Genomic DNA, 18,722 nt, shown 5'->3' on the forward strand with positions numbered 1-18,722 from the left:
CATGACGGTATCGCGGGCGTGCCGTTGGCGGCGGTCATCCGCCGAACGCGGCGCGCAAGCGCGCTTCGTCGGGCTGCTCGATCACCCCCTTCTCGGTGACGATGGCGTCGATCAGTGCGGCCGGGGTGACGTCGAACACCGGATTCCACGCGGCCACGCCATCGGCCACGATGCGGGTGCCGCCGATGCCCAGCAGTTCGGCCGGGTCGCGCTCTTCGATATGGATCGCGTCGCCGTTCGGCGTGGCCATGTCGACCGTGGACGACGGCGCCACGACCATGAACTTCGCGCCGTGGTGGCGCGCGGCGATCGCCAGTTGGTAGGTGCCGATCTTGTTGGCGGTGTCGCCGTTGGCGCAGATGCGGTCCGCACCCACCACCACCCACTGCACGGCGCCGGTCTTCATCAGGTGCGAGGCCGCCGAGTCGGCGATCAGCGTGGCGGGAATGCCGTCCTGTTGCAGCTCCCACGCGGTCAGCCGCGCGCCCTGCTGCCAGGGCCGGGTCTCGCCGGCGTAGACCTTGCCGATGCGGCCCTGGGCCACGCCGGCGCGGATCACGCCCAGCGCGGTACCGAAGCCGGCCGTGGCCAGCGAACCCGTATTGCAGTGGGTCAACACGCCGCTGCCCTCCCCGATCAGCGCCGCGCCCAGCTCGCCCATGTGGCGGTTGGCGGCGAGGTCTTCCTCGGCGATGGCCAGCGCTTCCAGTTCCAGCACGCCGCGCCAGTCGCTGCCAGCGCTCTTCAAGGCCGCGCGCATGCGGGCCAGCGCCCAGGCCAGGTTCACGGCCGTAGGGCGGGCCGCGTTGAGGCGCTGCAGGGCGGGTTCCAGCTTCTCCATCGCCTCGGCCGGCGTGGCGGCCATCACCTTGCGGGAAGCCAGCACCACGCCCCAGGCAGCGGCAATGCCGATCGCGGGCGCACCGCGCACGGCCAGGTCGTGGATGGCCGCGGCCACCTCGTCGCTGGTGGTGCAGCTCAGGTACTCGACCACGAAGGGGAGCTTGCGCTGGTCCAGCAGTTCCAGCGCGCTCCCGGTCCAGCGGATCGGACGGATGCGGTCGTAGCGGGCGTAATCGATGGGGTCGGTCATGGGGCCATTGTACCGGCCCCTCCCCGTCTCTCCTCACACCTGCGGCATCACCAGCTGCGGAACTCGGCCCGGCAGCCGTCGGTCACCCAGACGCCGCGGGCATCCTGGCCCCAGGTGCGGCCTTCGATGCAGGCCGCATTGGACAGCTGACGGACCAGCTGCACGCGACCGCGGCCGTCGACGCCGCAGGTGCGCGTGCGGCCTTTCTCGGATTCGCAGCGGAAGGTCTGGCCATTGCCGTAGCCATTGCCGTAACCGTTGTCGTAGCCGCCGTTGTTCCAGCCGCCGCCATTCCAGCCATTACCGCGGCCGTACACCTCGAACTCGGCGCGGCAGCCGCGCGACACCCAGATCGCGTTGCGGTCCTGGCCCCAGCTGTAGCCTTCAGTGCAGCGCGCCTTGGACAACTGGCGGACCAGGCGCACGTCGCCACGGCCGTTGATGGCGCACGTACGCGAACGGCCGTCGTTGGACTCGCAGCGGATGCGCTGGGTGTTACCCGCATAGCCGCCACGACCGCTGGCGAACTCGGCGCGGCAGCCGCGGTCGACCCACACGCCGTCGCGCGTGCGGCCCCAGGTGCGGCCCTCTTCGCAGCGCGTCTTGGAAATCTGTCGCACGATCTGCACGCCACCACGCATATCCAGGCGGCACTCGCGGTAGCGGTTGTCGTTGGAGTCGCAGCGCACCACCTGGCCGCCGCCGTAATAGCGATCGTCGTACTGCGGTGCGGCCTTCGCCGCGACGGCGCCGAACAGTGCGACGGTGCCCAGCACCAGCGTTGCGATCAGGGAGCGTTCCATGGCGTGCGTCCTCGTGGGTGTTGGAACGCAATCTACGCAGCGATCATGAACGCGCGCCCACGTAATCGTTTGCAGTCGAAGCCGTGCCTGTGGCGTGTTTGGCTGGCTTTCAGCCGCGCGCGAAATCGAAGGCGACCACGTCCGCGATGCGCGGCGTATCGAGCATCGCCATCAGCAGCCGGTCCACGCCGAGCGCGACGCCCGCACAGGCCGGCATGCCATGCGCCAGCGCGGCAAGGAGGCCTTCGTCGAGGGCGGGCGCATCCTCGCCCCGTGCGCTGCGTGTCGCCACATCGCGTTCGAAGCGCAGGCGCTGCTCCGCCGCATCGGTGAGCTCGTGGTAGCCGTTGGCCAGCTCCAGCGGGCCCAGGTAAAGCTCGAAGCGTTCCGCCACCGGCACGCCGTCGCGCTCCACCACCTTGGCCAGTGCGCATTGGCTGGCCGGGTAGTCGTGCACCACGCGCATCTCGTCGCGACCGAACGTGGGCTGCAGCCGGTGCGTCATCAGCAGGTCCAGCCAGTCGTCGCGGGTCAGGCCCTCGCCGTCGATGGCGATGCCGGCCGCAGCGTTGCGCACCGTCTCCAGGTCGGCCGTCATCGGATCGACGCCCAGCTGCTGCCGATACAGATCGCGGAAGCTCACGCGCGACACGGTCGCTTCCCGCCCGATCATCGACAACGCCGCCTGCACCAGCGCCACCGTCTCGTCCATCAGCGGTTCCAGCGTCCAGCCCACACGGTACCACTCGAGCAGGGTGAACTCCGGGTTGTGCCGCCCGCCCGCCTCGCCGTCGCGGAATACCCGCCCCAGTTCGAAGCAGTCGCCCACGCCGGCGGCGAGCAGGCGCTTCAGCGGGAACTCCGGCGACGTGCGCAACCAGCGCCTGCGCGACGCGCCGTCGGTGCGGCCGGAGAATTCAAGCGCGAACGAAGCGATGTTGGCGTCGGTATTGCCCGCGCGCGACATCATCGGCGTTTCCACTTCCAGCACGTCGCGCGCAAAGAAGAATTCGCGCACCAGCCGGTTGACCCAGGCGCGCAGGCGCAACGCGTCGCGCGAGCCGGACGGTGCCCAGTCGAGGCCGGCGACGCCTTCGCTCCAGCCGGGCCCCGGTCGCCAGCGGCTCACGCATCGCTCCCGTGCTGCGCCAGGAACGCCAGCAACTGCGCCTCGTCCCAGATCTCGATACCCAGCTCCTGTGCCTTGGCCAGCTTGGAACCGGCGGCTTCGCCCGCCACGACCAGATGCGTCTTCTTCGACACGCTGCCGGCGACCTTGGCACCGAGTGCTTCGAGCTTCTCGCCGGCTTCGTCGCGGCTCATCGCCGCGAGGCCACCGGTCAGCACGACGGTCTTGCCATCGAGCGGTCCGGTCGCGGTGGCGACGTCTTCGGGCGTGACCTCGAGCAAGGTCTCCAGTGCCGCGCCGCTGCGCGACAGCAGCTGCGCGTTGGCCTCGTCTTCCAGCCAGGTGGCGAACGCGTTGGCCGAATCGCTGGGCAGGCCGGCGGTGACGAAGTTGTGCACCGGTGCGTCCAGCAACGCCGGCACCGATGGGAACGCGGAAGCCAGTTGTTCGGCGCGCACGCGGGTGACCTTGGGAATCTCCAGATCCACCAGCAGCGTCGCCAGGTCCAGCGTCGCGCGCAGCTTGCCCGACGGCGGATGCGTGTCGCCGATGACGACACCCCGCGCCAGCAGATCGTCGATGGCCTGCTGGTTGCCGGGCTGGTCGAGGAAATGCCCCAGCGAACGCGCCACTTCGCCGCCGATGTCGGGCACGCGCTTGAACAACGGCCACGGCAGGCGGCGGATCAGTTGCAGGTCGCCGAACCACAGCGCCAGCGCCTTGGCCGTGCTCTCGCCCACGTGCTGGATGCCCAGCCCGAACAGGAAGCGCTCCAGCGTGGTCTGTCGGCTGCGGTCGATGGCCTCGATCAGGTTCTCGGCCCACTTCGTCGCCACCTTGCCGGCCTTGACCCCGCTCTTAGTAAGTGCGAGCGGGGTGGTGCCGTCGCGCTCGTCCACGCGGCGTTTCATCTCGAGCAGGTCGTCGACGGTCAGCTTGTAGAGGTCGGCCACGTTCTGCACGAAGTCGAGGTCGCTGAGGTCCTCGACGAAGCGCTCGCCCAGGCCCTCGATGTCCATCGCGCGGCGCGAGGCGAAGTGGATGATCGACTCCTTGCGCTGCGCCGGGCAGGTCAGCTCGCCGCTGCAGCGCCATACCGCTTCGCCTTCCTCGCGGACGATCTCAGAACCGCACACCGGACATTCGGTAGGCATCTGCCACGGCACGGTGTCGGCCGGACGCCGCTCCGGCACTACGCCGACCACTTCCGGGATCACGTCGCCGGCGCGGCGCACGATCACCGTGTCGCCGTTGCGCACGTCCAGGCGCGCGACCTGGTCGGCGTTGTGCAGGGTGGCGCGGGTGACGGTCACGCCACCGACATGCACCGGCTGCATCAGCGCCCACGGTGTCACCGCGCCGGTGCGGCCGACGTTGACCTCGATGGACTCCAGCACTGTCATCTGTTCCTGCGCCGGGAACTTGTGCGCGATCGCCCAGCGCGGCGCGCGCGAGACGAAGCCCATCTCGCGCTGCCCTTCCCCGTCGTCCAGCTTGTAGACCACGCCGTCGATGTCGAACGGCAGGCCGTCGCGCGCTTCGCCGATGCGCTGGTAGTAACCGAGCAGGCCGTCCACGCCTTCCACCACGTCGCTGAGGCTGCTGACCGGGAACCCCCAGCCGCGCAGTTGCTTCAGCGTGGCCGAATGCGAATCCGGCAGGTCGCCGCCCTCGACCAGGCCGGTGCCGTAGGCGAAGAACGCCAGCGGCCGTTGCGCGGTGATGCGCGGGTCGAGCTGGCGCAGCGAACCGGCCGCGCCGTTGCGCGGGTTGGCCAGCACCTTGCCGCCGTGCTTGCGCGCGTGTTCGTTGTATTTCTCGAAGTCGGCGCGCGGCATGTACACCTCGCCGCGCACCTCCAGCACGGCGGGCCAGCCGGTGCCGCGCAGGGTCAAAGGAATCGCTTTGATGGTCCGCAGGTTGAGGGTGACGTCCTCGCCGGTGGCGCCGTCGCCACGCGTCGCGCCCTGCACGAACGCGCCGTTCTCGTAGCGCAGGCTGATGGCCAGGCCGTCGAGCTTGGGTTCGGCCGAGAAACGCAACGCCGGGCGCTTGAGCTTGTCGGCGATGCGGCGGACGAAGTCCTGCACTTCCTCGTCGCTGAAGGCGTTGCCCAGCGACAGCATCGGGATGGCGTGGCGCACCTCGGCGAACTTGCCGGCCGGCGCATTGCCCACGCGCTGAGTGGGCGAATCGGCGGTGACCAGCTCGGGGTGCGCGGCCTCCAGTTCGTCCAGCGCGCGCAGCAGGCGGTCGTACTCGGCGTCCGGGATGCTGGGCTCGTCCAGCACGTGATAGCGGTAGTTGGCGTCCTCCAGCTGGCGGCGGAGGTCGGCGATGCGGGCAGCGGGTTCCATGGTGCGATTCTACCGGCCGCGGCGCGAAGCGAGCGTCACTCGAGGATTGCGCGCACCGCGTCCAATGCCTCCTGCACCAGCCCATCCGGCGCCTTCTCGATCCGCTTGAAGGTACGCGCACGTGCGTCCACGGTTCGCGTCTGGTCGCACAGCACGATCCCCTGCGTACGCAGCCCCGTGCCCATCAGCGTCACGCTGAATCCGTTCGCACGTGCCGCCTGACCGCCTTGCGTAATCGGAGCGACCAGAAGCAGGCCGGAGGCCTGATTGAAGGCGCTGGCAGACAACACCAGCACCGGACGGGCGCCGCGGATCTCACGACCCTGTGTCGGGTCCAGGCTAAGTTCCAGGATGTCGCCGCGCTGTGGGATTCCCTTGCCCATGATGTCCGCTCCTCCTAGAGCAGTTCGCGTCCCGCCGGCTCATCCTCGAGCCACACTTCGTCCCTGGTCCACGCCGCAGGCGTAGCAGGGCTGCCGGCCAGGCGATCCGCCAGCGAACGACGCGCCGGCGACACCGTCAGGGTGCGACCTTCCACCGTCAATTCCACGACCGAGCCTGCCTCGACGGCCAGCGTGCTGGCAATGGCCTTCGGAATTGACAGGATGACCGAACCGCCGGACTGGCGGAGGATGGCGGTGCACGACATGGTATCGCCCCGTAAGTTTTACTCTAGTAAAACTTACTCTGCCCTTTTGCCGATTGCAAGCGGCGATATAAGGGGTCACGGGGACTCGGCTATAGCAAGGGATTTACGTGTGGTGCGATCCCGTCACGGCATGCCCGCGCCCACCGTCATCCTTACCGGGATGCCGGCCGGATCGAATCCATCCAGGCAATAGACGTTGATGCCGTAGTAGTCCGGGGTGACGCGCTTGCGGTGGAACGGATAGATGCCGCAGATCGTGCAGAAATGGTGGTGCGCGGTGTGCGTGTGGAACTGGTAGTCGGCGAGCACGTCGGCGCCCGCCAGCAGGCGGAACGCGCTTTCGTGCACCTTCACCATCAGCGCGTTCTTTTTGCGGCAGATCGAGCAGTCGCACTGCGTCAGCTCGGGAAAGTCGGTGTCGATCTCGAAGCGGACGGCGCCGCAGTGGCAGCTGCCGGTCCAGGTCTGCAGGGGGCGACTCATGCGAGCCCCGCGCCGGCAGGCAGGAACCGAACGACCTTCTGTTTCAGCAATCGGATGAGCACGGGGTCCATGTACGCGTAATCGTCCGGGATATCCAGGCAGATCACCCGCTTGCCGTTGAGGTGGCGCTTGAACTCCGCGGACAGGCGGCTGCGATGCGCTGGCTCCATCACGAAGATAAGGTCCGCCCACGCCAGCAGCTCGGGCGACACGGGGACTTCGGCGTCGTTGCCCAATCCTGCGGACGCCGTCTCCACGGCCGGCCAATCAGCGAACACCTGCTCGGTCGTCGGACTGCGCAGGCGGTTCTGGGTGCAGATGAAGAGGATGTTGCGGGGCATGGAAGGAGTGTGGGCGAAGGCATGACGGCGAGCCAAGGCTGCACGACGGCCGTAGGCTGGGTTGGAGCGCAGCGTAAACCCAGCAGAGCCGTCATCGCGCCTGATGCTGGGTTTCCGCTGCGCTCCAACCCAGCCTACGGTGCATTCCTCTATGTCGGAGACCGCAGGATCTTCTCCATCGCCTTCCCCTTTGCGAGTTCGTCCACCAGCTTGTCGAGGTAGCGGATTTTCTGCATCAGCGGATCTTCAACGTCCTCCACACGGACGCCGCAGACCACGCCTTTGATGAGCGAGGCATGTGGATGGAGCTGCGGGGCTTCGGCGAAAAAGGTCTCGAAATCCTTCTTCGCCTCGATCTGCCGCTCGAGTCCAGCCTGGTCGTAACCGGTCAGCCAGCGGATCACCGCGTCCACCTCGGCTTTCGTCCGACCTTTGCGCTCAGCCTTCTGTACGTACAGCGGATACACGCTGGCGAAGGAGGTGGTGAAGATGCGGTGCGACATCGAAATCACTCCACGAATATGGCGTCGACACGATCGATATAGTTTGGGGTTCGCTTCGCTCACTCCAACCGATGTGCTGGGTTTGCGCTACGCTCCAACCCAGCCTACGGTTTACGATATCCGCGTCGGCTCCGTGCCGACCACGCGCCAGACACCGTTTTTCAGACGAAGCGTTGATCTCCACCCGCTACCGCAGAGCGGTCCGCAGTGGATGCCGAAATCGACGGTGGCGGACAGGCCCTGCGCATCACGTCGATAGCGCGGCATCTCAAGCGACATCCAGGACGCCAGTCCCGGATAGGTTTCCTGCAGACATGGCAGCGGAGAGTGCAGTTGCTCACGCGCCATCCTGCCCAGGCAACGGTGGACGTTCGCGTCGAACCGCGCCTCATCCTCGAACCGCACGGAAGGACACCCGAGATCCTCGGGGAACGCCAGCAGGCCCATTTCACGGCGCCCATCCATCCGGTCGCGCGGTGGCGACGCGACGATGAAGAACTCGCGTTCCATCCGGCAGCGGCCATCCAGCGCAAGCCGCAATACATGCGCGTCGTATTCCATCGCGAACGCCGGCGTCAGTACGAACGGCGGGATTTCAGTCGGAGGTGGCGGCAACAGGGTTGGCCGCGCTTTCAGCAAGGGGAGCGCCAGCGCTACGGCAGACACGCCGAGCAGGAGCAGCATCCATGTCGCGATCCGTTTGCGTGTCATCGCCAGTCTCCCCTGCAAGCCATCCGAGCGAAGATACAGCCATGACCTGGGCCAGCCACTGCGGCCCTACGGTGCTCGGTTCACCACCGCGGCGCCTTCGTCAACGGCGGCGCCTCATGCTGGCGGTCGTACGCGCGCAGCTCTTCGCGGATGTGCTGGATGCGCTGGCGGCCGAGGGTGTTGCGGCTGTCGTCGAGGACCACGCCGCCCAGCAGTTCGGCCATGCGCTCCACATTGGGCAGCAGTTTTTCCCAGGCTTCCAGCGCGGTCATCGGCGCGGGCAGTGTGAGGAAGAACGCGATGGCCGGGGTTTCCAGCGTGCGGATGGTGGCCATGTCGAAACTGCCGGGCTGCATGATGTTGGCCATGCTGAAGACCGGGCCGCGCTCGGGGTGGCCTTCCACCAGCCGGTGGAAGACGTTCATGTGGCCGAAGGTCAGGCCCGTCTTCTCGGCGGCGACCACGATGTCCTCGCCACGCAGCACCTGCCCGGCCTTGGCCGCGACGTACAGCGAGACGATCTTGTCGAAATCCTGGTTGGGCCGCTTGCCGAGGTCGCTTTCCGCGCCGGCGACCGGCGTGCCGCCGGGCAGGCCGAGTTCGGGCTGGCTGACGCGCTCGCCACTGTAGTCCTGCACCTGCTCGCTCGTGTCGTCGCCGGCAAGGCTGGGCTCGACGCGCGCGGTATCGCGTTCGGAGGGATCCAGCCGGCGGCCCTGGCTGGGTTTCTTGGGACGACCGAACAGGAAGATCGCGACCAGCAACAGGATGCCGGCGACGATGATTCCGATACGAAGCATGGCCATGTCGGACACAGGGGATTCTCCGGCAAGGTGGAATGAAGGGTCAGGCGGCGCCGGCCAGGCGGGCGGCCTCTTCCAGGTCCACCGACACCAGCCGGCTGACACCGGGTTCCCGCATGGTAACGCCACTGAGCTGGTGTGCGGCTTCCATCGTCGCCTTGTTGTGCGACACGAAGAGGAACTGCACCTTCTCGCTCATCTCCTTCACCATGTTGGTGAAGCGACCAACGTTGGCCTCGTCGAGCGGTGCGTCGACTTCGTCGAGCAAGCAGAACGGCGCGGGGTTCAGCTGGAAGATGGCGAAGACCAAGGCCACCGCGGTCATTGCCTTTTCGCCACCGGACAGCAGCGAGATGTTGGACACGCGCTTGCCCGGCGGGCGCGCCATGATGGCCACGCCGGTGTCGAGCAGATCCTCGCCCGTCAGTTCCAGATAGGCGTGGCCGCCGCCGAACAGGCGCGGATACAGCTGCTGCACGCCCGCGTTGACGCGATCGAAGGTGTCCTTGAAGCGGCCGCGCGTCTCGCGGTCGATCTTGCGGATGGCTTCTTCCAGCGTCTCCAGCGCGGTGGTGAGGTCGACGTGCTGCGCATCCAGGTATTCCGAGCGCTGGCTGGCTTCGCCGTACTCGTGGATGGCGGCCAGGTTGACCGGCTCCAGCCGGCGCATGCGGCCATCGATCTGGGTGACGGCCTGTTCCCACTCGCGCACGTCGGCCACCTCGGGCAGCGTGTTGATGACGTCCTCGAGCACGAAACCACCGGCGACCACGCCTTCGGAGAGCTGTTCGGCCTTCAACGCGAGCGCCTGCTGGTCGAGCTTGCGCTGCGAGATGCGCTCGCGCTGCGCCACGGCCTGTTCGTCGCGCTGCTGGCGGGTCTGTTCGTACTTGCGGAGTTCGTTGTCGATGCTTTCCAGCAGGGAGCGGGCCTCGGCAAGCTGGCGATCGGCGGTGACGCGATGCTCCAGCGCCGCCTGGCGCTGCGCTTCCAGTTCCTGCACCGGCGAATCGCCTTCGCTCAGCTGCAGCGTGAGTTCTTCCAGGCGCGAATCGAGGTGGCCACGCTGGCCGCCCATGCGATCCAGTGCCTGGCTCAACGACACGATCTGGGTGCGTTGCGACTCCAGCGTCAGCGCCAGCGCGTGCGCGGCGTCGCGCGAGGCGCGCGCGGCCTCGCGAGCCTGATCGCGCGCGTCGACCAGCTGGCGGCGCTCGCTTTCCAGCGCCTGGCGGGCGGATTCGAGGTCGCCCATGCGGGTCACGGCGTCTTCGAGCTTCGCGCGGGCTTCGCGGGCCTGCTCGCGGCTGGTATCGAGCGTGTCGACCAACTGCGCGATCTCGCCATCGATGCGCTCGAGGCGCGTGCGCGTAGCGTCCACCTTGCCCTGCTGGCTTTGCAGCTGGCCGGCCAGCTCGGACACGCCACGGTGCGCCATGTACAGCGTGCGCTGGGCGTCTTCGCGCTGCTGTTCGGCGGCGAGCAACGCATCGCGCAGCCCGGCCAAGCGTTCTTCCAGCTCCGCTTCGCGTGCCTGCAGGGTTTCGATCTCGGCGCGCAGCGACTGGATGTCGCGCTCTCGCAGCAGGGCGCCCTGCTTGGCTGCGCCGGAACGCAGCACGCGGACCCAGCCGGCCCCCAGGCGTTCGCCGTTGCGCGTGATGACGGAATCGCCCTCGCCCAGCTGAGACTGCAGACGGCGGGCTTCATTGAGGTCGTCGGCCACGTGCAGGCGGGCCAGCAGGCGGCGGATCGCGGCCGGGCCCTGCACCTTGGCCGCGAGGGACGTCGGCGCGAAGGCAACGTCGCTGCGGTCGTCCGACACCAGCGCGATGCGGCCATCGCCGAGTTCGCCCAAGGCATCGACCAGCGCTTCCGGTGCATCGACCAGCACGCCTTCGATCAGCTGGCCGAGCGCGCCTTCGACGGCGTTCTCCCAACCGGGCTCGACAGTCAGCTTCTCGCCGACGCGCGAGGCATTGTCCAGGCCGCGCGCCTCCAGCCAGCTCATCGCGGCGCCCTGTTCCTGGCCCAGCGCAGCGTGCTGCAGGGTTTCCAGCGAGGACAGTCGACCGCGGGCTTCCTGCGCGCGCTTGCGCACGTCCGAGAGTTCGGCCTGGGTGGCGCGCTGCTGTTCCTGCACATCGGCCGCGCCCTGCTTGCGCGCCTCGACCTGCTCGGTCAGCGACTCCAGCGATTCCTTCTGCGTGTCGTGCTGCAGCTGCAGCTGTTCGAACGCGGATGCCAGCGCATCGAGGTCGAGCCCGGCGCGTTCATTGGCCAGCGCTTCGCGACGGCGTTCGGCTTCCAGCGACTGCCGGTCGAGATAATCGACGCGCGTGCGCTCCACGTCGCCGGCCCGGGAGGCCTCGGCGGAGTCGCGGCTGTGGGTTTCCCAACGCTGCTGCCAGTCGGCCAGCCGGGCTTCGGCCTCGCGCAGCGCATCCTGCCTGAACACGTCCTCCTCGCGCAGCTGCTCGAGCTGCGGTTCGGCATCGGCGACCGATTCACGCAACACGTCGAGGCGGGTCTGGTCGCCGCTGATGTGCTGGCCGAGTTCCTGCAGCGCGTTGTGGGCCTCGTCGCGGGCCCGCTTCAGGCGGTCGGCGAGTTCGCGCTGGTGCTGGATCTGCTGTTCGACGCGGGCCAGCGTGCTGCCGACCTGGTAGACCTCGCCCTGCGCCTTGTTGAGACCTTCGGCAGCCTCCTCGCGGCGCACGCGGTCGGTTTCCAGCAGGCGTTCGGCTTCGCGCTGCTCGGCGATCAGCTGCTGCAGTTTCGTCTCTTCCTGGGACAACGCCTCGCGCAGGCCCTGCAGCTTGCCGTCCAGGCCGCGGTATTCCAGCGCCTTCCACTCGGCGTCCTTGACCCGGCGCTCTTCCTGCAGCGCCTTGTACTGCTCGGCCTGCTTGGCCTGCCGCTTGAGGTGCTCGAGCTGCTTGCCGATCTCCTCGCGCAGGTCGTTGAGGCGGTCCAGGTTTTCGCGGGTGTGGCGGATGCGGGTCTCGGTTTCCTTGCGGCGTTCCTTGTACTTGGAGATGCCGGCGGCTTCTTCCAGGTACACGCGCAGGTCTTCTGGGCGGGCCTCGATGATCTGGCTGATCATGCCCTGCTCGATGATCGAGTAGCTGCGCGGGCCCAGGCCGGTGCCGAGGAACAGGTCGGTGATGTCGCGGCGACGGCACTTGGTGCCGTTGAGGTAATAGTTGCTCTGACCGTCACGGCTGACCAGGCGCCGGACCGAGATCTCGTTGAACGCGGCGAACTCGCCGCTGATGGTGTGGTCGCTGTTGTCGAAGATCAGTTCGACCGAAGCCTGCGACACCGGCTTGCGCGCCGCCGATCCGGAGAAGATGACGTCGGTCAGCGAGTCACCGCGCAGGCGGCTGGCGGAACTCTCGCCCATGACCCAGCGCACGGCGTCGATGATGTTCGACTTGCCGCACCCGTTCGGGCCGACCACGCCGGTCATGTTGGTCGGCAGGTGGAGCACGGTGGGATCGACGAACGACTTGAAACCGGACAGCTTGATGGTGGAAAGGCGCATGCGGCGGTGTCTTCCGGGCACCGCGACCGGACCGGTCCGACGCGCTGCCGCAAGTATGAAATGGGATCAGCTTCGACTGCCAAGGCCTTGATTCCACGGCAATCCGGCCTGCCTGCTGGCACGCCAACGGATGAGTATAGCCGCCCCCGCCACCGTATGCCCGGGCCTGCCAGGCCCGTACGCCCGCGCGCCGTCCGCGTACGGCGCAAGCGCCCGCCTGTTAGGATCGCGGGCGGCTTCACCCCCCTCCCTCATCCACCAACGGTCCCCACTCCGTGTCTCTTTTTGCATCCGTAGAACTCGTACCCGGCGATCCCATCCTGGGGTTGACCGAGGCGTACAACGCCGATCCCCGCACCCGGAAGGTCAATCTCGGCGTCGGCATCTATTACGACGAACAGGGGCGCATTCCCCTGCTCGACTGCGTCCGCCAGGTGGAGCAGGCGCTGGCCGCCGAGGGCAAACCGCGCGGCTACCTGCCGATCGACGGCCTGGCCGCCTATGACACCGCCACCCGCGAACTGGTGTTCGGCAAGGACTCCGGCCTGGTCGCTGCCGGCCGCGTCGCCACGACCCAGACCGTGGGCGGCAGCGGCGCGCTGCGCGTGGGCGCGGACCTGCTGAAGAAGCTGCTGCCGCACGCGACCATCGCGATCAGCAACCCGAGCTGGGAAAACCATCGCGCGGTGTTCGGCGCGGCGGGTTTCGACATCGTCGACTACACCTACTTCGACGACGCCACGCATGGGCTGGACTTTGCCGGCATGCTCGCCGACCTGGGCAAGCTGGAGCCCGGTACCGTCGTGCTGCTGCATGCCTGCTGCCACAACCCCACCGGCGCCGACCTGACGGTCGCTCAATGGACCCAGGTCGCGGCGCTGATGAAGGACCGCGGACTGTTCCCCTTCATCGACATGGCCTACCAGGGCTTCGACAAGGGCATCGCCGAGGATGGCGCGGCCGTGCGCATCGTCGCCGAGGCCGGCATCGACAGCTTCATCGTCGCCAACTCGTACTCCAAGTCGTTTTCGCTGTACGGCGAGCGCGTGGGCGCGCTGTCGGTGGTCGGTCCGGATTCCGCGGCCACCAAGGCCGTGCAGTCGCAGGTCAAGCGCATCATCCGCACCATTTATTCGAGCCCGTCGACGCATGGCGCGGCGCTTGTCGCGGGCGTACTCGCGAGCAGCGAACTGCGCGCGCTGTGGGAACGCGAGCTGGGCGGCATGCGCGAGCGCATCCACGCGCTGCGTGCCGGTCTCGTGGACAAGCTGGCCGCCCTCGGCGCGCCGGACTTCGCCTTCATCCAGCAGCAGGCCGGCATGTTTTCCTACTCCGGCCTGAGCAAGGCCCAGGTGGACAGGCTGCGCGACGAGTTCGGCATCTATGCGGTCGGGACCGGTCGCATCTGCGTGGCCGCGCTGAACCAGCAGAACCTGGCGTACGTGGCGGAAGCGGTGCGCACGGTCAGCCGCGGCTGACCGATACCGTCGGCGGGCACGAAAAAAGGAGGCCATGGCCTCCTTTTTTCCTTGCTGCGGTGGACGACCTCAGCCCAAGCGCAGGCCGCTGTCCGGATCGAAGCAGTGCAGCGGCGCGTTCTCTACCGTGACCCGCAGGCCCTGCCCCGGCTCCGGCAACACCTGCGGCGGCATGCGCGCCACCAGTGGCTGGCCGACGAAGCGAAGGTTGACGAACACTTCGTTACCCACCGGCTCGATCAGGTCGACATGGGCCTCGAACGCGGGCTTGCCGATACCCGCCGGCTGCAGGTGCTCAGGGCGGATGCCGAGCGCGATGCGCCGTCCGATCCAGGCACCGGCGACGGCCGCATGGCCCAGCGAAATCTGGCCACCGCCGTCCAGCGCCAGCTGCAAACCATCTTCCTGCTGCAGCGTGCCATACAGTACGTTCATCGCCGGGCTACCGAGGAAGCCGGCGACGAACAGGTTGGCCGGCCTCTCATAAAGCGCCATCGGCGTGTCGATCTGCTGGATCTCGCCATCCTTCAGCACCACGATGCGCTGGCCCAGCGTCATGGCTTCCACCTGGTCATGGGTGACGTAGATCATCGTCGCGCCGAGCTGCCGGTGCAGGCGGCCGATTTCGGTACGCACGGAATGGCGCAGCTTGGCATCGAGGTTCGACAGGGGTTCGTCGAGCAGGAACACCGAGGGCTCGCGTACCAGCGCGCGCCCCAGCGCCACGCGTTGCCGCTGGCCGCCCGACATTTCACGCGGCAGCTTGCCCAGCATGTGGGTCATGCCCAGGGTCTGCGCGGCATCGTGCACGCGGCGTTCGATCTCGGCGCGTGGCGTGCCGCGCAGCTTCAACCCGAAGGCGAGGTTCTCGGCCACCGTCATGTGCGGGTACAGCGCGTAGCTCTGGAAGACCATCGCGATGTCGCGGTCCTTCGGCGCCACGTCGTTGACGCGGCGGCCGCCGATCGACAGGGTGCCGTCCGAAATCTCTTCCAGGCCGGCAATCATGCGCAACAGCGTGGACTTGCCGCAGCCCGAGGGACCGACCAGCACCATGAGTTCGCCATCGGCGATCTCGAAACTGGCCCCGTGCACGGCCACCTGGCCGTTGTCGTACACCTTGCGCACGCGGTCGAGTTGGACACTGGCCATCATTGCTCCGGTCGGGCGGCGCCCGTGCTGGTTCGCTGCGTCCCGGCCCTCCCGGGTGCAGGCATGCCTTCACAGGCGATGCGCTCGGCTTCCCGTTCCGTGGGCGGGGAAGGTGCACTATTCTGCCATGTAACCGTTTTCACGGCGCAAGCGGCACCGCCGCGAAGAACCTGGAGTCTTCACCTCACGTGCCGCCGACCCTGCTTTCCCCTCGCCCCTGCACACGTCCCGCCGCGCACGCGCATGCCGGTATCGCGCATACGTATACGCATCGCGCGGACAGGTTCGCCTCCGTCTTCCCACGATGCGGGTGCGCGCTATCATTCGCCGCCCACACAGCGTGGCCCTCCCACGGCAGCACAGGATCGATCAGGCGAATGCAGCGGACCCGTTTTGGAAGCCACCCCGCCTCGAACAGGATGTTGGCCGCATGAGCAGCGCCGATCGTGTCCTTCTCGCCGATATCGGCGGCACCAATGCGCGCTTCGCGCTGGCCGATACGTCCGCGTCAGTGCCGCTCATCGACGACAGCGTGCGTGAATTCGTCGTCGCCGATTTCCCCTCGCTCGCTGACGCCGCCCAGCATTACCTGGACGAGACCGGCGCCACCGCCCAGAACGGCGTGTTTGCGGTCGCCGGACGGGTCGACGGCGATGAAGCACGCATCACCAATCATCCGTGGGTCATCTCGGTGAACCGCACGCGCCAGGCGCTGGGCTTCCAGGGCCTGAGACTGGTCAACGATTTCGCCGCGCAGGCGATGGCGGTGTCGCTGCTCACGCCGCGCGACGTGGTCGCCATCGGGGGCGCGCACTGGGCGCCCGCTCCGCTGTCGGTTCCACGCACGTACGCCGTGATCGGCCCGGGCACGGGCCTGGGCGTCGCCGCGCTGGTGATCCGCGACGGACGCGCCTATCCGCTGGAAACCGAAGGCGGCCACGTCAGCTTCCCGCCCGGTACGCCGGAAGAGATCCGCATCCTCGAAATCCTGTCCGCGCAGTTCGGCCGCGTGTCGAACGAGCGCCTGATCTGCGGTCCCGGCCTGGTCAACCTGTATCGCGCGCTGAGCGAGATCGCGGGCGAAGATCCCGGCGGTCCGCTGGAGCCGAAGGATGTCACCGCGCGCGCGGCCGCGGGCGATCCGCGCTGCGTGCGCACGCTGGACGTCTTCTGCGCCGTGTTCGGCGCGATCGCCGGCGACCTCGTGCTGACGACCGGCGCCTGGGATGGCGTGTTCCTCACCGGTGGCCTGGTGCCGAAACTGCTCACGTCACTGCAGCATTCCGGCTTCCGCCAGCGCTTCGAACACAAGGGCCGCTTCTCGCCCGCGATGGGGCGCGTGCCCACGCTCGCCAACATGCATCCGCGTCCCGGCCTGCTCGGCGCGGCCGCGTATGCGGTCGAACTGTTCGGACCGAAAACGCCCGCGCACGCCTGAGGTTTTGCGCAGATGCGCGCTGCAACGCAGCACGCGCAGCGCGACCTCACGCGGACTGGTCTGCCTTTGGTCGCTTTCGCGCCTGCGGCAAAGGCGGTAGAAAGCAGCATGCCGTCGCCGTCGTTCGTCGCCCTTCCCCTCCACGCGCTGGAGCTGCAGGAAGGCCGCTCCGCACGGCCCTTTTCCGCCATGCCATGCAGAATGCATCCGTCTGCAGCCTAGTCCTACGCCAATGAGCCTGCACCCCCGCATCCAGGAAGTCACCGAACGCATCCGCCAGCGCAGCGCCCCGTTGCGCCGTGCCTACCTCGACGGCATCGACGCCGCCCACCGCGACGGCCCGCAACGCGCGCGCCTGAGCTGCGGCAACCTCGCGCACGCTTTCGCTGCCTGCGGCCCCACCGACAAGGGTCGCCTGCGCGCGGACGTGACGCCGAACCTCGGCATCATCAATGCCTACAACGACATGCTGTCGGCGCACCAGCCGTTCGAGCATTACCCGGAGATGATCCGCCAGGCCGCACGCGACCTCGGCGCCACCGCGCAGGTCGCCGGCGGCGTGCCGGCGATGTGCGATGGCGTGACGCAGGGCCGCCCGGGCATGGAGCTGTCGCTGTTCTCGCGCGACGTGATCGCGCAGGCCACGGCGATCTCGCTGAGCCACGACATGTTCGATGCCGCGCTGTACCTGGGCGTCTGCGACAAGATCGTCCCCGGCCTGCTGATGGGCGCGCTGGCGTTCGGCCACCTGCCGGCGGTGTTCGTGCCGGCCGGCCCGATGTCGCCGGGCATCCCCAACAAGGAGAAGGCCGCGGTACGCGAGCGTTATGCCGCGGGCGAAGCCACGCGCGAGGAACTCCTGGAAGCCGAAGCCGCGAGCTATCACGCGGCGGGCACCTGCACCTTCTACGGCACCGCCAATTCCAACCAGGTGCTGCTGGAGGCGATGGGCCTGCAGTTGCCGGGCACCTCGTTCGTCAATCCCGACCAGCCGCTGCGCGATGTACTGACGCGCGCGGCCGCGGAGCGCGCGCTGGCCATCACCGCGCTGGGCGACGACTACCGACCGATCGGACGCCTGATCGACGAACGCGCCATCGTCAACGCCATGGCCGCACTGATGGCGACCGGCGGTTCCACCAACCACACGATCCACTGGATCGCCGTGGCACGGTCGGCCGGCATCGTGCTGACGTGGGACGACATGGACGTGATCGCACAGACCGTGCCCTTGCTGGCGCGCGTGTATCCGAACGGCGAAGCCGACGTGAACCGGTTCGCCGCGGCGGGCGGCACCCAGTTGGTGTTCCGCGAGTTGCTTGACGCCGGGCTGATGCACGACATCACCACCATCGTGCCGGGAGGCCTGCGCGCCTTCTGCGATGAACCCCGCCTGCAGGACGGCAAGCTGGCCTACGCGCCGGGCATCGCCCAGAGCGCGGACGAAGAGGTGGTGCGCCCGGTCTCGCGGGCGTTCGAGGGACAGGGTGGCCTGCGCCTGCTGCGCGGCAACCTGGGCCGTTCGCTCATCAAGACCTCGGCCGTGAAGGCGGAATACCGCTTCATCGAAGCGCCGGCCGTTGTCGTCGACGATCCGCGTGCGCTCAACAAGCTGCACGCCGCCGGTGTACTGCCGCAGGACTTCGTCGCGGTGGTCCGCTATCAGGGCCCGCGCGCGAACGGCATGCCGGAACTGCATTCGTTGGCGCCGTTGCTCGGCCTGCTGCAGAACCAGGGCCGCCGCGTGGCCCTGGTGACGGACGGCCGGCTGTCCGGTGCTTCCGGCAAGATTCCCGCCGCGATCCACCTGACCCCGGAAGCCGCGCGCGGCGGTCCGCTGGCCAAGCTGCGCGAAGGCGACATCATCCGGCTCGATGCCGAAGCCGGCACGCTGGAAGCGCTGGTCGACGCCGCGGAATGGGCGGCACGCGAGATAGCACCGAACACGTCGCCCGCGGCGCTGGACCTGGGCCGCAACCTCTTCGCGGTCAGCCGTGACGTGGTCACGCCGGCCGACCGCGGCGCGATGTCGATTTCCTGTGGCCTGCCGTACCACGATGGCACCTGGGAATACGACGCCGAGTACGAACTGGGCGACGCCGCGCACGCCGCGGAGGCACCCCACGAGGCCAAGGATGCGTAACGTCGAATCAGGCTCTTCTTCCGGACATCATTTCCGTGGGAGCGACGTAAGTCGCGAAGCTTCCACCTGACGCCGATCGCGACTCACGTCGC

The 18,722-nt window shown here is 68.1% G+C and carries 16 protein-coding genes; 3 read left to right on the top strand and 13 right to left on the bottom strand.

Annotation, left to right across the window (positions count from 1 at the left end; all coding sequences use genetic code 11):
* Positions 1-34: 34 nt before the first annotated feature.
* The 12 genes from mtnA to smc form a co-directional block, all read right to left on the bottom strand.
* Entirely contained in the window at positions 35-1,093 is a 1,059-nt protein-coding gene (gene mtnA / locus ACSQ19_RS18375) for an S-methyl-5-thioribose-1-phosphate isomerase (RefSeq protein ID WP_435999002.1), read from the bottom strand.
* 47 nt (positions 1,094-1,140) lie between these two features.
* The gene (locus tag ACSQ19_RS18380; RefSeq protein ID WP_435999004.1) at positions 1,141-1,896 is read right to left on the bottom strand and encodes a DUF3011 domain-containing protein; all 756 of its coding nucleotides are present in this window, start codon (positions 1,894-1,896) and stop codon (positions 1,141-1,143) included.
* A gap of 109 nt (positions 1,897-2,005) precedes the next feature.
* Positions 2,006-3,025, bottom strand: a complete 1,020-nt coding sequence (gene epmA / locus ACSQ19_RS18385; protein ID WP_435999006.1) for an EF-P lysine aminoacylase EpmA — start codon at positions 3,023-3,025, stop codon at positions 2,006-2,008.
* On the bottom strand, positions 3,022-5,382 hold the full coding sequence (gene ligA / locus ACSQ19_RS18390) for an NAD-dependent DNA ligase LigA (protein ID WP_435999008.1): 2,361 nt from the start codon (positions 5,380-5,382) through the stop codon (positions 3,022-3,024). The genes epmA and ligA overlap by 4 nt, the downstream gene beginning before the upstream one ends.
* Positions 5,383-5,417: 35 nt before the next feature.
* A complete protein-coding gene (locus ACSQ19_RS18395) occupies positions 5,418-5,765 on the bottom strand; it encodes a type II toxin-antitoxin system PemK/MazF family toxin (protein ID WP_435999010.1) in 348 nt (115 codons plus the stop codon).
* Positions 5,766-5,779: 14 nt separating this feature from the next.
* Positions 5,780-6,031, bottom strand: coding sequence for an AbrB/MazE/SpoVT family DNA-binding domain-containing protein (locus tag ACSQ19_RS18400; RefSeq protein ID WP_435999012.1), 252 nt, complete (start codon positions 6,029-6,031; stop codon positions 5,780-5,782).
* 123 nt (positions 6,032-6,154) lie between these two features.
* A complete protein-coding gene (locus ACSQ19_RS18405; protein WP_435999015.1) occupies positions 6,155-6,514 on the bottom strand; it encodes a GFA family protein in 360 nt (119 codons plus the stop codon).
* The gene (locus ACSQ19_RS18410) at positions 6,511-6,855 is read right to left on the bottom strand and encodes a low molecular weight protein tyrosine phosphatase family protein (RefSeq protein ID WP_435999016.1); all 345 of its coding nucleotides are present in this window, start codon (positions 6,853-6,855) and stop codon (positions 6,511-6,513) included. Before ACSQ19_RS18410 ends, ACSQ19_RS18405 begins: the two co-directional genes overlap by 4 nt.
* A gap of 149 nt (positions 6,856-7,004) precedes the next feature.
* Positions 7,005-7,358 (bottom strand): DUF2200 domain-containing protein, encoded by a 354-nt coding sequence (locus ACSQ19_RS18415; RefSeq protein ID WP_435999017.1) that lies wholly within the window; start codon positions 7,356-7,358, stop codon positions 7,005-7,007.
* A 111-nt stretch (positions 7,359-7,469) separates the two neighbouring features.
* Positions 7,470-8,042, bottom strand: coding sequence for a hypothetical protein (locus tag ACSQ19_RS18420; RefSeq protein WP_435999019.1), 573 nt, complete (start codon positions 8,040-8,042; stop codon positions 7,470-7,472).
* A gap of 107 nt (positions 8,043-8,149) precedes the next feature.
* A complete protein-coding gene (zipA, locus tag ACSQ19_RS18425) occupies positions 8,150-8,884 on the bottom strand; it encodes a cell division protein ZipA (protein ID WP_296281188.1) in 735 nt (244 codons plus the stop codon).
* Between the two features lie 31 nt (positions 8,885-8,915).
* Entirely contained in the window at positions 8,916-12,419 is a 3,504-nt protein-coding gene (smc, locus tag ACSQ19_RS18430) for a chromosome segregation protein SMC (RefSeq protein ID WP_435999022.1), read from the bottom strand.
* Positions 12,420-12,694: 275 nt separating this feature from the next.
* Between smc and ACSQ19_RS18435 the strand changes: the two genes are divergently transcribed.
* Positions 12,695-13,897 (top strand): aromatic amino acid transaminase, encoded by a 1,203-nt coding sequence (locus ACSQ19_RS18435; RefSeq protein ID WP_435999024.1) that lies wholly within the window; start codon positions 12,695-12,697, stop codon positions 13,895-13,897.
* 69 nt (positions 13,898-13,966) lie between these two features.
* Here ACSQ19_RS18435 and ACSQ19_RS18440 read toward each other — a convergent pair whose 3' ends face one another.
* Entirely contained in the window at positions 13,967-15,049 is a 1,083-nt protein-coding gene (locus ACSQ19_RS18440) for an ABC transporter ATP-binding protein (RefSeq protein WP_435999026.1), read from the bottom strand.
* 430 nt (positions 15,050-15,479) lie between these two features.
* Between ACSQ19_RS18440 and glk the strand changes: the two genes are divergently transcribed.
* Entirely contained in the window at positions 15,480-16,487 is a 1,008-nt protein-coding gene (gene glk / locus ACSQ19_RS18445) for a glucokinase (RefSeq protein ID WP_435999028.1), read from the top strand.
* A gap of 232 nt (positions 16,488-16,719) precedes the next feature.
* Complete coding sequence (gene edd / locus ACSQ19_RS18450; protein ID WP_296281194.1) at positions 16,720-18,630, top strand: phosphogluconate dehydratase; 1,911 nt, start codon at positions 16,720-16,722, stop codon at positions 18,628-18,630.
* Positions 18,631-18,722: the final 92 nt, after the last annotated feature.

The organism is Pseudoxanthomonas sp. LjRoot127 (assembly GCF_964253495.1).
Taxonomy (GTDB): Bacteria; Pseudomonadota; Gammaproteobacteria; order Xanthomonadales; family Xanthomonadaceae; genus Pseudoxanthomonas_A.

Excerpts from the sequence above, each read along its gene's own strand:
- mtnA (WP_435999002.1), bottom strand. The coding sequence starts at position 1,093 with ATGACCGACCCCATCGATTACGCCCGCTACGACCGCATCCGTCCGATC.
- ACSQ19_RS18380 (WP_435999004.1), bottom strand. The coding sequence starts at position 1,896 with ATGGAACGCTCCCTGATCGCAACGCTGGTGCTGGGCACCGTCGCACTG.
- ligA (WP_435999008.1), bottom strand. The coding sequence starts at position 5,382 with ATGGAACCCGCTGCCCGCATCGCCGACCTCCGCCGCCAGCTGGAGGAC.
- ACSQ19_RS18395 (WP_435999010.1), bottom strand. The coding sequence starts at position 5,765 with ATGGGCAAGGGAATCCCACAGCGCGGCGACATCCTGGAACTTAGCCTG.
- ACSQ19_RS18400 (WP_435999012.1), bottom strand. The coding sequence starts at position 6,031 with ATGTCGTGCACCGCCATCCTCCGCCAGTCCGGCGGTTCGGTCATCCTG.
- ACSQ19_RS18405 (WP_435999015.1), bottom strand. The coding sequence starts at position 6,514 with ATGAGTCGCCCCCTGCAGACCTGGACCGGCAGCTGCCACTGCGGCGCC.
- ACSQ19_RS18410 (WP_435999016.1), bottom strand. The coding sequence starts at position 6,855 with ATGCCCCGCAACATCCTCTTCATCTGCACCCAGAACCGCCTGCGCAGT.
- ACSQ19_RS18415 (WP_435999017.1), bottom strand. The coding sequence starts at position 7,358 with ATGTCGCACCGCATCTTCACCACCTCCTTCGCCAGCGTGTATCCGCTG.
- ACSQ19_RS18420 (WP_435999019.1), bottom strand. The coding sequence starts at position 8,042 with ATGCTGCTCCTGCTCGGCGTGTCTGCCGTAGCGCTGGCGCTCCCCTTG.
- smc (WP_435999022.1), bottom strand. The coding sequence starts at position 12,419 with ATGCGCCTTTCCACCATCAAGCTGTCCGGTTTCAAGTCGTTCGTCGAT.
- ACSQ19_RS18440 (WP_435999026.1), bottom strand. The coding sequence starts at position 15,049 with ATGGCCAGTGTCCAACTCGACCGCGTGCGCAAGGTGTACGACAACGGC.
- glk (WP_435999028.1), top strand. The coding sequence starts at position 15,480 with ATGAGCAGCGCCGATCGTGTCCTTCTCGCCGATATCGGCGGCACCAAT.
- edd (WP_296281194.1), top strand. The coding sequence starts at position 16,720 with ATGAGCCTGCACCCCCGCATCCAGGAAGTCACCGAACGCATCCGCCAG.